Origin of the sequence: Xanthomonas sp. SS (assembly GCF_014236835.1) — a bacterium.
Lineage (GTDB): Bacteria > Pseudomonadota > Gammaproteobacteria > Xanthomonadales > Xanthomonadaceae > Xanthomonas_A.
The window spans coordinates 2,265,542-2,279,766 of the sequence record NZ_CP051190.1 but is presented as its reverse complement, the minus strand read 5'-3'; the positions used below and the strand labels follow the sequence as shown (position 1 = coordinate 2,279,766).

The window sequence follows — 14,225 nt, the reverse complement described above, 5'->3', positions numbered from 1 at the left end:
CATATGGAGTTCACGATGATGCGCAAGACCTTGCTGCTGTCCGCGCTGCTGCTGGTACCGGCCCTGGCCCTGGCCGACGAATGCCGGCATTCCGAGCCGCGCAACCTGAAACTGGACCTGGCGGGCGCCAAGAATGTGATCTTCGACGCGCAGCAGAACAACCTCAAGCTGACCGGCGCCAGCGGTGCCGCGTTCGAGCTGCGCGGCCGCGCCTGCGCCTCCGATGCGGACATGCTCAAGGAGCTGACCGTGCGCCAGCGCCGCGAAGGCGACACGCTGATCGTGACCCTGCAGCACGACGGCAAGATCCACGGCATCAGTTCGGGCACCCGCTACGCCTACCTGGACCTGGCCGGCAGCGTGCCGAGTTCCCTGCCCGTGCAGTTGCGCCTGGGCTCCGGCGATGCCGACATCGGCGGCGTGGCCTCGCTCGACGCCACGGTCGGCTCCGGCGACCTGCATGCGCACGGCGTGCGCGGCGCGGTCAGCGCCACGGTGGGATCGGGCGACATCGAACTGCGCGACATCGGCAGCCTCAGCCTGCCGACGCTGGGTTCGGGCGACGTCAAGGCGAGCCAGGTCGGCGGCGACGTCAAGATCGGCACCGTCGGCTCCGGCGACCTGACCGTGCACGGCGTGCGCGGCGCGGTGCAGATCGGCAGCATCGGCTCCGGCGATGCGCAGCTGCGCGACGTGACCGGCAGCGTGGCGCTGCAATCGATCGGCTCCGGCGACCTGGAAGTCAACGGCGTCGGTGGCAACCTCACCGTGGAGCGGGTCGGCAGCGGCGACATCCACCACAGCGGCGTGCGCGGCAGCGTCAACGTGCCCAAGCCGCGCTGAGCCGCGGCCTTCCCTTCTCGCTTCGACCGAGGACTCACCCATGCAGCATCGTTCCCTGCCGTTAGCCGGCATCGCCCTGATCGCGCTATTGGCCCTGGCCGCCTGCCAGCCCTCGACCCCGCAGTCGGACAGGACGACCAGCAACACGCCCAGCGCGCGCAGCCTGAGTTTCGACAATGGCGACATCACCCTGAAGGTGTCCGGGCAACCGCCGGCGACCATCACCCGCGCTGGCGAGTTGCTGATCGACGGCAAGCAGGTCGCGCTCGACGCTGAACAGCACGCCGTGCTGGCTCGCTATCGCGAACAACTCGGTGCGGTCGGCATGCAGGGCCTGGAGGTCGGCAAGCAAGGCGCGGCGCTGGGCGTGAAGGCAGCCGGCGACGCGCTGGCCGGGGTCATCAGCGGCAACACCGAGCATGTCGGCGAGCACATCGAGGCGCAGGCCGAGAAGCTCAAGCAGGAAGCGCTGAAGATCTGCGCGCAGGTGGCGACGCTGCGCCAGGCGCAGGACACGCTGGCGCAGAAAGTGCCGGCGTTCCGCCCCTACGCCAGCCTGGACGCCAGCGACATCAGCGACTGCGACAAATCGGTCAAGTAATTGCGGCGGTCCCGGCCTAAAATGGCCGGGACCCTCCTGCTCCGAATCGATCCATGAAGAAGACGCTAGTCGCCTGGTTTTCCCTGATCGCGCTGTGCCTGCTGCTGGCGGCGTGCGGCGCGCGCGACGGCGCAGCTTCGTCCTCGCGCGCCGAACGCGGCAAGCCGCGCGTGTCGGTGGACAGCATGACCGTAATGCTGCGCCGCGCGCCGGCCGCCAACGCCTCGATCGGCCCCGACGGCAGCCTGCGCATCGACGACATCGAACTGCCGCTGCCGCAGGCGCAACGCACCCAGCTGCAACAGCTGTTCATGCACTTGCAGATGCAGCGCCAGCGCACCCTGGAAACCGCGCCGCCGGACCCGAACATGCGCTCGGTCGGCTTCGCCACCACGCCGGAGATCAGCGCGCTGCAGAGCGCGTTGCTGCACGACATCCCGTCGCTGCAGCCGTACCAGGAAAGCTTCGGCAACCTGCAGGCGGAGCGGCGCTGAAGTAGCTGGCGCCTGCCGCACACACGCCATCGGTCGCGACCGCGGCGGTGACGATGGACGTGCAACGCCGGATCTTGTTGCGGCTGAAGCCGCTCCTACAGTGCACCCGGACATTCCAGCGCAGCCTCCCCTGTAGGAGCGGCTTCAGCCGCGACAAGCACGGTGGCAAAGGTTCCGGCTTCGATACCGTCGGGGCTGAAGCCCCCTCCTACAGTGCATCTACCTGGCGATCCCATAACCCAGTTGTGGGAGCGACTTCAGTCGCGACGCGCGAAGCCATGAAGGTGCAGGTTTCGGAACTCTGTTGTGGCTGATTGGCGGATATGCCGGAAGCTCATCTAGCGGCTCCGGTTACGCCTCTAGCGGCGGCCTCCAGGCCCCCTAGAATCGCTCTCAAACCGCGATACACCATCCCCGCATGGCACAGCACCCGCCGCACCATGCGGGCACGCCTCAGCCGCCGCCGCCCGCGCCGGCGTGGATGCCGCCCTTGGTCAGCGCCGCCGGGTCGAGCAGCTTGCGCAATTCGGCTTCGCCCAGGCCGCTGTCCTCCAGCGCGATCTCCAACACCGGGCGGTTCTCCTTGTAGGCGCGCTTGGCGATCGCCGCCGCTTTTTCGTAGCCGATGATCGGATTCAGCGCGGTGACCAGGATCGGATTGCGGTCCAGGGTCTCGCGGACCCGATCCTCGCGCACCTTCAGCCCGGCGATCGCCGAATCGGCCAGCAGCCGCGACACGTTGGCCAGCAGGTTGATCGAATCCAGCAGGTTGGCCGCGATCAGCGGCAGCGCCACGTTCAACTGGAAGTTGCCGGTCTGCCCGGCCACGGTGATCGCGGTGTGGTGGCCGATGACCTGCGCGCAGACCATCACCGTGGCCTCCGGAATCACCGGATTGACCTTGCCCGGCATGATCGAGCTGCCCGGCTGCAGCGCCGGCAATTCGATCTCGCCGAGGCCGGCCAGCGGTCCGGCGTTCATCCAGCGCAGGTCGTTGGCGATCTTGATCAGCGCCACTGCCAGCGCATTGAGCTGGCCGGACAGTTCCACCGCATCGTCCTGCGCCGCCAGGCCTTCGAACTTGTTGTCGGCGCTGTCGAACTTGCAGCCGGTCAGCGCGGACAAGGCCTTGGCCACCTTGCCGCCGAAGCGCGGATCGGCATTGATCCCGGTGCCGATCGCGGTGCCGCCCAGCGGCAGCCGGCGCAGCCGCTTGAGGCTGTCCTGCAGTCGCTCCTGCGCCGAGGCCAGCTGCGCCGACCACGCGCCGAACTCCTGGCCGAAGGTCAGCGGCATCGCATCCATCAGGTGCGTGCGCCCGGTCTTGACCACTTTATCCAGTTGCTTGGCGCGCTTGTCGATGACCTTGCGCAGGTGCTTCAACGCCGGCAGCAGCTGTTCCTGCGTGGCGAGTTGGGCGGAGACGCGGATCGCGGTCGGCACCACGTCGTTGGAACTCTGGCCGAGGTTGACGTGGTCGTTCGGATGCACCGCCGGCGCGCCCGGCTTGGCCGCGCGCGAAGCCAGCGTGGCGATGACCTCGTTGGCGTTCATGTTGGACGAGGTACCCGAGCCGGTCTGGTAGATGTCGATCGGGAAGTGCGCATCGTGCCTGCCGTCGGCCACCTCCAGCGCGGCCGCCTGCACCGTCTTGGCCACGGCCTTGGGCAGCAGCTCCAGGTCGGCGTTGACCCCGGCCGCGGCGGCCTTGATCAGGCCCAACGCGCGGATGAAGCCGCGCGGCATCGGCTGCCCGGACACCGGGAAATTCTGCACCGCACGCTGGGTCTGGGCACCCCACAGCGCCTCGGCCGGCACCTGCAACTCGCCCATGCTGTCGTGCTCGACCCTGAATTTGTCGCTCATTGCGCAATCTCCACATCTGCATAAGAGGAATTCCACCCGGCGCTGTCGCGAGGGACGTCCGGGAAGGCAGGCTGGCGGAGCTGCGGCTGGCGCAGGCATTATCCGCGGCACAGCGCCCGGCGTCAGCAGTGTGCGCCAAGGGTTGTTAGCAAGGCCTGGAGGCACGGCGCAGCGGCCGCACGGCGATGTGGATGGAATGCATCATCCAGCCATGCCGCTGCCGATGCATGCCTCGCGGATGTCGGAGTCTTGGCCAGTACCGCGCAGGAAGTGAAGCAGCGGCCAGGCATTGGCCGAGCGAGCCAAGAGCTTCTGGCACGAATGCGATCGGATCGAACGCGGGAATCGGCCGGCGGTGGCGAAGGCCCGGGCACTTCGGCAGCGGCCGGCGCGACATCGCCGCGCGGCCGGGTTCCCGATCCAGGCGCAGCGGCGGCCGCCTTGCAGCCGGCCGCCGCGAGCTGCGGTTACTGGCGGTTGCTCTGGAAAACCAGGTTGTTGTAGGTCTTCAGCAGCCGTCCCGGCGAGCCTTCCGGCGCCAGCGTCGGGTTGTCCAGCCAGCCCTGTTCCATGCGGCTGTACGGGGTCTTGTCGACGACCCGCTTGATCCGCGCCTTGCCTTCCTTGCGGAAGTTCTCCGCGGCGGTTTCGAAACTGTTCCAGTCCAGCTTGCCCGGTTCCTGGTCGGCGACCTTGGCGTGCGCTTCGTCGGACAGCGTGTTGAAGCCGTCGAGCAAGGCCGTAGCCTTGGCCGTATCGAACGCATCCTCCTGCAACAGGGCGACGATGTCCTTGGCCTCGAGCATCATCGACATCCGGTAGAAGTCGCGGGTGCGGCCTTCGGCCTTTTCCATGGCCTTCAGCTGCTCGCGCTGCGCGGCGTCGTTCTGCGCATCCAGTTCGGCGCTGAACGCATGGCTCGCCTCGGAAAACTCGGACAGGGCCGCCATCAGCGGCGCATGCAGTTGCTTGCCCTTGGCGAATCCGTCGTCCTGATAGTCCTCGCGCTCGTAGTAATCGCGCACCTGGTTGCCGAGCGGCTGCAGCGTCTTCAGCGCCGTCGCGTAACGCTTCGCGGCGGCATCCAGGGCCGGCAGCAGCGGTTTGGCGGCGACCGCCTGCTGCATCGGCGCATCGCAGACCTTCATGTCGTACTCGTCGATCTTGGCCGGCCCGTAGACGCTCGTCTCCTTGCCGGTGGGGCCGGCGGCGGGATCCTTCATCCAGCCGACATAGGACTGGGCACCGCGGTGGATGTCCGCATCCACCTTGTTGAAGCACTCGATGTACGCGTTGAGCTTGATGGTCAGCGCCTCGTGCGGATCGCTCGCGGTGTGATCGGCAGGCGCCTTGCCGTCGGCCGCGGCGGCTGGCGTGGCCGACGGTTTGCCGCCGCAGGCGACCAGGAAAACGGAGACGGCAGCGGCCAGCGCAGCCAGGCGGAAGCGGGAAGTCATAGGAGCACGTCCTTGTTGAAAACGGTTACAGCCGCGCATTTTAGCAACACGCATTTGTCATGCGCCAGCGCACACACGTCGCGGAACAGGACGTCGGTCCGCCGCGGCGGTCGTGCCCCGCGAGCGCCCGCCTGCTCGCCGATGTGCTGCGGCCGTCGGCACGGCATGGCCGGTGCGCGGCCGGCGTAGAATATCCGCCCCACCGCTGCCGCCCTGCCCCTGCCCATGTCGGATTCCGCCCTGCTCGCCCTGTCCCCGCTCGATGGCCGCTACGCCGGCAAGGTCGATGCCCTGCGGCCGATCTTCTCCGAATACGGCCTGATCAAGGCCCGGGTGAAGGTGGAAATCGAATGGCTGCTGGCGCTGGGCGCCGAGCCGGGCATCGCCGAGCTGCCCGCGTTCTCGGCGGCCGCCACGCAGCGGCTGCGCGCGCTGGCAGACGGCTTCGGCGTCGAGCACGCGGCGCGGGTCAAGCAGATCGAGCGCACCACCAACCACGACGTGAAGGCGGTGGAGTACTTCATCAAGGAGCAGCTCAAGGACGACGCCGAACTCGGCCCGGCGCTGGAATTCGTGCATTTCGCCTGCACCAGCGAGGACATCAACAACCTCAGCTACGGGCTGATGCTGGAGCAGGCGCGGCGCGAGGTGCTGCTGCCGACGCTGGACGGCGTCGCCGCCACCCTGCGCGCGCTCGCCCATGCCCAGGCCGCGCAGCCGATGCTGTCGCGCACCCACGGCCAGACCGCCTCGCCGACCACGCTGGGCAAGGAGATCGCCAACGTGGTCGCGCGCCTGGAACGCCAGCGCCGGCAGATCGCCGCGGTCGAGCTGACCGGCAAGATCAACGGCGCGGTCGGCAACTACAACGCGCACGTGGCCAGCTATCCGGACGTGGACTGGCAGGCGTTCGCGCAGCGCTTCGTGGAAGGCCTGGGCCTGGTGTTCAACCCCTACACCACCCAGATCGAGCCGCACGACAACGTCGCCGAACTCGGCGATGCCACCCGCCGCGCCAACACCATCTTGATCGACCTGGCCCGCGACATCTGGGGCTACATCTCGCTCGGCTACTTCAAGCAGAAGCTCAAGGAAGGCGAAGTCGGCTCCTCGACCATGCCGCACAAGGTCAACCCGATCGACTTCGAGAACGCCGAAGGCAACTTCGGCATCGCCAATGCGCTGTTCGAGCACTTCAGCGCCAAGTTGCCGATCAGCCGCTGGCAGCGCGACCTCACGGACTCCACCGTGCTGCGCGCGCTCGGTACCGCGTTCGGCCACACCCAGGTGGCGCTGGATTCGCTGGCCAAGGGCCTGGGCAAGCTGACCGTCAATCCCGAGCGCCTGGATGGCGACCTCGACGCCGCCTGGGAAGTGCTGGCCGAAGCCGTGCAGACGGTGATGCGCCGCCACGGCCTGCCCAATCCGTACGAGCAGCTCAAGGCGCTGACCCGCGGCCAGGGCATCACCGCCGCCTCGATGCAGGCCTTCGTCGAAACCCTGGAACTGCCGGAGGACGCCAAGCAACGCCTGCGGGTGCTGACCCCGGGCGGCTACATCGGCCTGGCCGAGCGCCTGGCGCGCGCGATCTGAGCCAGACGCGCCGGCCACCCCCTCGCCGGCGCGGCAACACCGCCTTCGAACCCCGACAAGGAGATATGCGATGACACGGAATCTGTTTCTCTGCCTGCCGCTACTGGCGTTGGCAGCCTGCACACAGCAGCCCTCGCCCTCCGGCACCGATGCCGCCGTTGCAACCACACCTGCAGCGGCCGCGCCTGCCGCCGCCACGACGGCCGCGGCATCGATCGCGCCGGTGCCTGCAGTCCCCAGCATGTCGGCACAAGCGACGAGCGACGCGCAGGCCAGCGGCCAGCCGAACGGCGAACGCCCGACGCTGCTGGTGACCTCGACCAGCGGCACGATTGACTGCGACGGCCACAACGTGGACATCACCGGCCGCGATGCCAGGCTCGTGCTGCGCGGACAGTGCGGCATGATCGCGTTGCTGGGCGCGAACGGCACCTTGCAGATCGAGCATGCCGAAGGCGTGCGCGTGGTCGGCGACAACGCGCAGGTGGTCATGCGCAGCGACACCAAGAATGTCGAGCTGTTCGGCCGCCACGGCAACCTGCAGATGGGCCGCATCGAGACACTGGCGGTGCCGGGCGACGAAAACCAGTTGCGCGCGGTCGCCATCGGCTCGGCGACCCTGCACGGCAGCAAGAACCAGCTCACCCAGCAAACCGGCACGGCACAGGTCCAGGACTACGGCCGCGACAATCAGATCGCCGGCAACTGAGCGTGCCGACGCCACGCGGCCGGCCGCCCGCGGCCGGACCGCGCAGCGCGCTCAGGTCCTGACGAAAATCTCCACGCGCCGGTTCAACTGCCGTCCGGCGGGATTGTCCTGACCTTGCAACTGGTTCGGCGCCACCGGGCGCGACTCGCCGTAGCCCTTGGCGGACGCCTTCAGCGCCAGTCCGCGCGCCCGTAGCGCCTCGAGCACCGCCGCGGCACGGCGTTCGGACAAGGCCTGGTTGTAGTCGTCGCCGCCTTTGCTGTCGGTATGCCCGCCCACTTCCAGATCGCGCGCCTGCACGGTACCGAGCGCGGTCGCCAGCGTGTCGAGCACCTTTGCGGCATCGGCGCGGATCTGCGACTTGTCGAAGTCGAACAGGACCCGATCGTTCAAGGTGATCAGATAGCCGCATGGCGCGCCGGGCGGTGCGAACTTGCGCAGCGGCGGGAAGCGCCCGGCCGGTGGCACCTTGGGCAGCGGCGCCATCGCCATCTTGCGCCCGGGCGTGCCGATCATGCCGGTGCCGTCGCCGTTGTTGCGGATCATTTCGTGCTCACCGTTCCAGGTGCCGGAACCGTCGGCATTGATGGTCACCAGGCCTTCGGGTCCGTTCCAGGTGCCACTGCCGTCGCCATTGTTCTGGATCAGGCCGCTGCCGCCGTTCCAGGTGCCTGCGCCCCTGCCATCCAGCGTGATCAGGCCGGCCGGGCCGTTGTAACTACCAGACCCATCCGCCTGCACCCGCACGATCGCGTCCTCGCCGTCGCCGACGGTGCCGTTGATGGTGCCGCTGCCGTCGGCGTTGACCTGCACCAGGCCGCCCTCGAAATTGGCCGTGCCGCTGCCGTCGGCGTTGATCTTGAACAGGCCGTCCTCGCCGTTGCGCAGCAGATTGCCCTGCGCATCGACGCCGGTGATGCCGGCATCGTTGACCAGCACGCCGTCGCCAGCGCAGCGCGCCGGCGCGATGCTGACGCCCTGGATCGGATCCAGCGCGCCCTTCATCGAAGCTTCCAGCGCACGCTGCGCAGGCGTCACCCCGAGGATTTCCGGGACCACGATCAGCGGAATGGCCGGGAACTCCGGCACGTCCGCCGCAGCGGCGGGCGCGGTGTCGGGCGTGGCAGAGGCCTTGGCCGCAGCAGCTGCGGGCGCGGACGGCGCGGACGGCGTACCAGGCTTGTCCGCGGCCCCACACCCGGCCAACAACAACGACGACAGCAAGATCGGCAGTGAACGCATTCCCTTCCCTCCTGGTCCTGAGGCGCGCACTTCAGCTTGCGCGCAGGCCGCTTGTCAAACCGGCGCCGCAGCGGCGGGCGAACTGCAACGGCACGGGCACGGCGCCAGCCGCGCTTCCGCAAGCACGCCGCCGGACCCGCCGCCATGCACGGACAACGCAGCAGGCGGCGGGCTGGGCGACAATGGCGGCCATCGCCGGCCTTCACGTCGGCCTCGCCCCTGCCGGACTGCCTGCCCATGAAGAAAACCGCCCCGTTCCCGATCGAAATCGACGCCATCCGGCAACAGCCGCTGGGCATGCCCGCCGCGCGCTTCCTGCGCGACTACTGGCACAAACGCCCGCTGCTGATCCGCAATGCCTTCCCCGGCTTCGTCTCGCCGATCGAGCCGGGCGACTTGGCCGGCCTGGCCTGCGAAGAGGCCGCGCTGTCGCGGCTGATCGTGCACGACCGGGCAAGCGACCGCTGGAGCGTGCGCAGCGGGCCGTTCCAGGAAAGCGAATTCCCCGGCATGCCCGACCACGACTGGACCCTGCTGGTGCAGGACGTCGACAAATGGGACCCGGACATTCGCGCCCTGCTCGAGCAGTTCCGCTTCCTGCCGCGCTGGCGCGTGGACGACGTGATGGTCAGCTTCGCCGCGCCCGGCGGCTCGGTCGGCGCGCACGTGGACCATTACGACGTGTTCCTGCTGCAGGCGCAGGGCCACCGCCGCTGGCAGATCGACGCCAGCGCCTCGATGGGCCGCACGGCGCCGCCGACCGACTTCCGCGAGGACGTCGAGCTGAAGCTGCTGCGCAGCTTCAGCCCTACCCACGACTGGGTGCTCGGCCCCGGCGACATGCTGTACCTGCCGCCGCTGGTGCCGCACCACGGCGTCGCCGAAGACGCCTGCCTGACCTTCTCGGTGGGCACGCGCGCGCCGTCCTCGGCCGAACTGATCGGCGACTACCTGGACACCCTGATCGACGGCGCCGACGAGGCGCTGCGCTACCACGACGAGGACCTGCAGGTGCCGGCCGATCCGTACGAGATCGATGCGGCGGCGATGGGCCGCGTGGTCGAGGCGCTGAACGCGCTGCGCATGAACGATCCCGACCGCCTCGGCGCCTGGTTCGGCCGCTTTATCACCACCTACCGCGCCGCCGGCGAGATCCTGCCGCCGGCCAACCCGCCGGCGCCGCAGGAAGTGGCCGCGGCGCTCGAGCAGGGCCTGATCCTGCAGCGCCACCCGTGGGCGCGGCCGGCCTGGCGCCGGGCCACGCGCGGCGCCACCCTGTTCTGCAGCGGCCTGGAATTCGCCCTGCCGATCAAGGACGCGCGGCGCCTGGCCGCGGCCGAGCACCTCGACGGCAGCGACTACGCGGCGCTGTCCGCGGCTGGCCGCGACACCCTGCTGCAGTTGGTCGAGGCCGGCTTCTACCAGCCGCTGGACGAGGCCGAGCACGGCGACGAGGATGCCGACGCGCAGCACTGAGCCGCCCGCCATGCCCGCCGCCCCAGGCTTCCGCATCGAAACGCTCGACCCGGCCCGCCAGGCCGGCGAACTGCGCGCGCTGCGCGAGCAGGCCGGCGTGCCGGCGCCTGCGGATGCGGCCGGCCAGGCCCTGGATGCGCTGAGCCACCACGTGCTGGCGCGCGCCGACGACGGCCAGCCGCTCGGCAGCGTGCGGCTGAGCCCCGAGCAGCGCATCGACGGCATGGCGGTGCTGCCGGCCTGGCGCGGCCGCGGCGTCGGCAGCGCGCTGCTGGCCGCGCTGATCGAGGAGGCGCAGCGCCGGCGCTGGCGGCGCCTGGACCTGCAGGCGCCGCCGGCCACGCTCGATTTCTACGCGCGGCACGGCTTCCTGCCGCTCGGCGCGCGCAGCGCCGACGCCCATGGCGGCGGCGAACGGCAACCGATGCGGCGCGTCCTCGGCGCCGCCGCTGCGGTGGAGGATGCGACCACGGCGATCGCGGCCAGCGCCGCGGTGGTCGCGCAGGCGCGGCGCCAGTTGCTGATCTACAGCCGCGCACTGGATCCGGGCCTGCTGGACAGCGCGCCGCTGCTCGATCAACTGCGCCGCTTCGCGGTGGCCGCGCACGACAAGCAGGTGCGCGTACTGCTGCACGACGCGGCCGCCCCGCAACGCGCCGCCGCGCCGCTGCTGGCCCTGGCGCAACGCCTGCCCAGCGTGTTCCGCTTCCGCGAAGTGGTCGATCCGGTGGACCAGGGCTACGCCGCGGCGTACCTGGTCAACGACGGCGGCGGCTACTACTTCCGTGCGCTGGGTCACCGTTACGACGGCGAGACCGACCTGCTCGGCGGCGGCCGTGCGCGCCAGCTGCGCGAGGCGTTCGCGCGGGTCTGGGAGCGCTCGCGCGACTGCAGCGAGCTGCGCGCGCTGGGCTGGTAGCGCCGCGCGGCCGCTGCCGATGGCGCGACGAATGAACCCCGCGTAGCCCCTGTGTATCCGAAATGCACACCCCGGCTTGCGCATGGGGGTATAATTTTTTCGCTTGATTACGCCCGCGCAGGCCACGCGTCCGCCGGTTCCAACCGCAAGCCAACCCACAAAGCGACCCGACCCCACCATCGTGGACAATCTCCTAAAGCAGTTTGCGCAGTCATCGCAACTCGCCGGCGGCAATGCCGCCTATATCGAAGACCTGTACGAGCAGTACCTGGTCTCTCCCGACAGCATCGACCCCAAGTGGAAGACCTACTTCGACGGCTTCCAGGGCCGCGACGCCGGTGACGTTCCCCACTCCGCGGTCATCGCGCACATCGCCAGCGCAGCGCGCCAGGCCGCCAACAGCGGCACCAGCCCAGGCGGCGACGAGCGCGAGCGCCATGTCGGCCGACTGATCACCGCCTACCGCTCGCGCGGCCACCTCGGCGCCCGGCTCGATCCGCTGGGGCTGACCCCGCCGATCAATCCGCCGGACCTGGGCCTGCCGTTCCACAGCCTGTCGGAAAGCGACCTGGGCAGCGAGTTCAGCACCGGCGGCCTCGGCGGCCAGCCGCGGATGAAGCTGCGCGACCTGCTGGCGCGGCTGAAGGCGACCTACACCGGGTCGATCGGCAGCGAATTCATGCACATCCCCGAATTCGAGCAGCGCCAGTGGATCTACCAGCGGCTGGAGAACGCCGGCGGCAACATCGCCGGCGACGCCGACAGCCGCCGCCGCACGCTGGAGCGGATCACCGCCGCCGAAGGCCTGGAGCGCTACCTGCACACCAAGTACGTCGGCCAGAAGCGCTTCTCGCTGGAAGGCGGCGATGCGCTGATCCCGATGATGGACGTGGTGGTGCGCCGCGCCGGCGCCGATGCGGTCAAGGACATCGTGGTCGGCATGGCCCACCGCGGCCGCCTCAACGTGCTGGTCAACACCCTGGGCAAGAACCCGCGCAAGCTGTTCGACGAGTTCGAAGGCAAGTTCGAGCACGCCCACGACGATCGCGCCCACACCGGCGACGTCAAGTACCACATGGGCTTCTCCGCCGACGTGGCGGTGGCCGACGGCAATTCGGTGCACCTGGCGCTGGCGTTCAACCCCTCGCACCTGGAAATCGTCGACCCGGTCGTGGTCGGCAGCGTGCGTTCGCGCCAGGAGCGCTACGGCGACGCCGCGCGCAAGACGGTGCTGCCGGTGGTGATCCACGGCGACGCCGCGTTCGCTGGCCAGGGCGTGGTGATGGAGCTGTTCCAGATGTCGCAGGCGCGCGGCTTCGCGGTCGGCGGCACCGTGCACATCGTCATCAACAACCAGATCGGCTTCACCACCAGCGCCCGCGACGACGCCCGCTCCACGCTGTACTGCACCGACGTGGCGAAGATGATCGGCGCGCCGGTGTTCCATGTGAACGGCGACGATCCGGACGCGGTGGCGTTCGTGGCCAACCTGGCCTACGACTTCCGCCAACAGTTCAAGAAGGACGTGGTCATCGACCTGGTCTGCTACCGCCGCTGGGGCCACAACGAGGCCGACGAGCCGGCGGCGACGCAGCCGGTGATGTACCAGACCATCCGCAAGCACAAGACCACCCGCGAGCTGTACGCCGCGCAGCTGGAAAGCGAAGGCGTGATCCAGGCCGGTCAGGCGCAGGCGCTGGTCGACAGCTACCGCAACAAGCTCGATTCGGGCGAGTACACCACCGAGCTGGCGACCCGCAAGCCGGACGAGTTCGCCATCGACTGGAGCAACTACCTGTCCGGCAAGCTCGCCGACAAGGTCGACACCACGGTCAAGCGCAAGACCCTGGACCAGCTCGCCAAGATCATCACCACGATCCCGGCCGGCGTGGAACTGCATCCGCGCGTGGCCAAGATCTACGACGACCGCGTGAAGATGGCCGCCGGCGACCTGCCGGGCGACTGGGGCTTCGCCGAGAACCTGGCCTACGCCACCCTGCTCGGCGAAGGCCACAAGCTGCGCCTGGTCGGCCAGGACGCCGGCCGCGGCACGTTCTTCCACCGTCACGCGATCCTGCACGACCAGAAGACCGACAGCTATTACCTGCCGCTGCGCCAGCTGGTCGAGAACCCGGAAGACGCCACCGTGATCGACTCGCTGCTCAGCGAGGAAGCGGTGATGGGCTTCGAGTACGGCTACTCGACCACCGATCCCAATGCGCTGTGCATCTGGGAAGCGCAGTTCGGCGATTTCGCCAACGGCGCGCAGGTGGTGATCGACCAGTTCATCGCCGCCGGCGAAGCCAAGTGGGGCCGCATCAGCGGGCTGTCGCTGTTCCTTCCTCACGGCTACGAAGGGCAAGGCCCGGAGCACAGCTCCGCGCGCCTGGAGCGCTTCCTGCAGCTGTGCGCGCTGGAGAACATGCTGGTCTGCGTGCCAACCACGCCGGCGCAGTGCTTCCACATGATCCGCCGGCAGATGCGCATGACCACGCGCAAGCCGCTGGTGGTGATGACGCCCAAGTCGCTGCTGCGCCACAAGCTGGCGGTGTCGAGCCTGGAAGAACTGGCCGACGGCGAGTTCCAGCACCTGATTCCGGATGCGAAGGCCGATCCGAAGCAGGTCAAGCGCGTCGTGGCCTGCTCGGGCAAGGTCTACTACGACCTGCTCGAGGACCAGACCAAGCGCGGCCAGGACGACGTCGCCATCCTGCGCGTGGAGCAGCTGTACCCGTTCCCGCGCGAGCTGCTGGCCGCGGAGCTGAAGCGCTACAGCAACGCCACCGACCTGGTCTGGTGCCAGGAAGAACCGCAGAACCAGGGCGCCTGGTACCAGATCAAGCACCACCTGCAGGCCTGCCTGGCCGACGGGCAGAGCCTGCATTACGCCGGCCGCCCGCGCTCGCCGTCTCCCGCTGCCGGCCATTTCGCCGAGCACCTGGAAGAGCAGCTGAAGCTGGTCGCCGACGCGCTATTGAATCCGTTCAACGACCAAGTCGCTGAATAAACCTCCTTCCCCTTCCAA

The 14,225-nt window shown here is 69.1% G+C and carries 11 protein-coding genes; 8 read left to right on the top strand and 3 right to left on the bottom strand.

All coding sequences use genetic code 11. The features are described 5' to 3' along the window. Nucleotides 1-18: 18 nt before the first annotated feature. Genes HEP74_RS09370 through HEP74_RS09360 form a run of 3 tightly spaced genes read left to right on the top strand, consistent with a single transcriptional unit; the run spans nt 19 to nt 1,938 of the window. Entirely contained in the window at nt 19-843 is an 825-nt protein-coding gene (locus HEP74_RS09370; protein ID WP_185816565.1) for a GIN domain-containing protein, read from the top strand. Between the two features lie 40 nt (nt 844-883). Then, nucleotides 884-1,444: a DUF2884 family protein gene (locus tag HEP74_RS09365; protein WP_185816196.1), complete on the top strand. Its 561-nt coding sequence runs from the start codon at nt 884-886 to the stop codon at nt 1,442-1,444. 53 nt (nt 1,445-1,497) lie between these two features. Further along, nucleotides 1,498-1,938, top strand: a complete 441-nt coding sequence (locus HEP74_RS09360; protein ID WP_185816195.1) for a hypothetical protein — start codon at nt 1,498-1,500, stop codon at nt 1,936-1,938. A gap of 453 nt (nt 1,939-2,391) precedes the next feature. Here the strand turns inward: HEP74_RS09360 and HEP74_RS09355 are convergent, their stop codons facing one another. Then, nucleotides 2,392-3,804: a class II fumarate hydratase gene (locus HEP74_RS09355; RefSeq protein WP_185816194.1), complete on the bottom strand. Its 1,413-nt coding sequence runs from the start codon at nt 3,802-3,804 to the stop codon at nt 2,392-2,394. A 467-nt stretch (nt 3,805-4,271) separates the two neighbouring features. Then, nucleotides 4,272-5,261: a YiiG family protein gene (locus HEP74_RS09350; RefSeq protein WP_185816193.1), complete on the bottom strand. Its 990-nt coding sequence runs from the start codon at nt 5,259-5,261 to the stop codon at nt 4,272-4,274. A gap of 225 nt (nt 5,262-5,486) precedes the next feature. Between HEP74_RS09350 and purB the strand changes: the two genes are divergently transcribed. Both purB and HEP74_RS09340 read left to right on the top strand, forming a co-directional pair. Beyond that, a complete protein-coding gene (purB, locus tag HEP74_RS09345) occupies nt 5,487-6,854 on the top strand; it encodes an adenylosuccinate lyase (RefSeq protein WP_185816192.1) in 1,368 nt (455 codons plus the stop codon). A gap of 241 nt (nt 6,855-7,095) precedes the next feature. Continuing rightward, a complete protein-coding gene (locus tag HEP74_RS09340) occupies nt 7,096-7,563 on the top strand; it encodes a DUF3060 domain-containing protein (protein ID WP_255427921.1) in 468 nt (155 codons plus the stop codon). A gap of 51 nt (nt 7,564-7,614) precedes the next feature. Here the strand turns inward: HEP74_RS09340 and HEP74_RS09335 are convergent, their stop codons facing one another. Beyond that, nucleotides 7,615-8,805, bottom strand: coding sequence for an OmpA family protein (locus HEP74_RS09335; protein ID WP_185816190.1), 1,191 nt, complete (start codon nt 8,803-8,805; stop codon nt 7,615-7,617). A gap of 237 nt (nt 8,806-9,042) precedes the next feature. On the opposite strand from HEP74_RS09335, the gene HEP74_RS09330 reads away from it, so the two are divergent. From HEP74_RS09330 to HEP74_RS09320, 3 genes are all read left to right on the top strand, one after another. Beyond that, nucleotides 9,043-10,281, top strand: coding sequence for a ribosomal protein uL16 3-hydroxylase (locus tag HEP74_RS09330; protein WP_185816189.1), 1,239 nt, complete (start codon nt 9,043-9,045; stop codon nt 10,279-10,281). Between the two features lie 10 nt (nt 10,282-10,291). Next, on the top strand, nt 10,292-11,200 hold the full coding sequence (locus HEP74_RS09325) for a GNAT family N-acetyltransferase (RefSeq protein WP_185816188.1): 909 nt from the start codon (nt 10,292-10,294) through the stop codon (nt 11,198-11,200). Between the two features lie 181 nt (nt 11,201-11,381). Further along, nucleotides 11,382-14,207 carry a 2-oxoglutarate dehydrogenase E1 component gene (locus HEP74_RS09320; RefSeq protein ID WP_185816187.1) on the top strand — a complete coding sequence of 942 codons (2,826 nt, stop codon included), beginning with the start codon at nt 11,382-11,384 and terminating at the stop codon, nt 14,205-14,207. Nucleotides 14,208-14,225: the final 18 nt, after the last annotated feature.

Bases quoted from the DNA above. Each gene is read 5' to 3' on its own strand.
- HEP74_RS09325 (WP_185816188.1), top strand. From the start codon at position 10,292: ATGCCCGCCGCCCCAGGCTTCCGCATCGAAACGCTCGACCCGGCCCGC.
- HEP74_RS09350 (WP_185816193.1), bottom strand. From the start codon at position 5,261: ATGACTTCCCGCTTCCGCCTGGCTGCGCTGGCCGCTGCCGTCTCCGTT.
- HEP74_RS09365 (WP_185816196.1), top strand. From the start codon at position 884: ATGCAGCATCGTTCCCTGCCGTTAGCCGGCATCGCCCTGATCGCGCTA.
- HEP74_RS09360 (WP_185816195.1), top strand. From the start codon at position 1,498: ATGAAGAAGACGCTAGTCGCCTGGTTTTCCCTGATCGCGCTGTGCCTG.
- HEP74_RS09370 (WP_185816565.1), top strand. From the start codon at position 19: ATGCGCAAGACCTTGCTGCTGTCCGCGCTGCTGCTGGTACCGGCCCTG.
- HEP74_RS09355 (WP_185816194.1), bottom strand. From the start codon at position 3,804: ATGAGCGACAAATTCAGGGTCGAGCACGACAGCATGGGCGAGTTGCAG.
- HEP74_RS09340 (WP_255427921.1), top strand. From the start codon at position 7,096: ATGTCGGCACAAGCGACGAGCGACGCGCAGGCCAGCGGCCAGCCGAAC.
- HEP74_RS09330 (WP_185816189.1), top strand. From the start codon at position 9,043: ATGAAGAAAACCGCCCCGTTCCCGATCGAAATCGACGCCATCCGGCAA.
- purB (WP_185816192.1), top strand. From the start codon at position 5,487: ATGTCGGATTCCGCCCTGCTCGCCCTGTCCCCGCTCGATGGCCGCTAC.
- HEP74_RS09335 (WP_185816190.1), bottom strand. From the start codon at position 8,805: ATGCGTTCACTGCCGATCTTGCTGTCGTCGTTGTTGTTGGCCGGGTGT.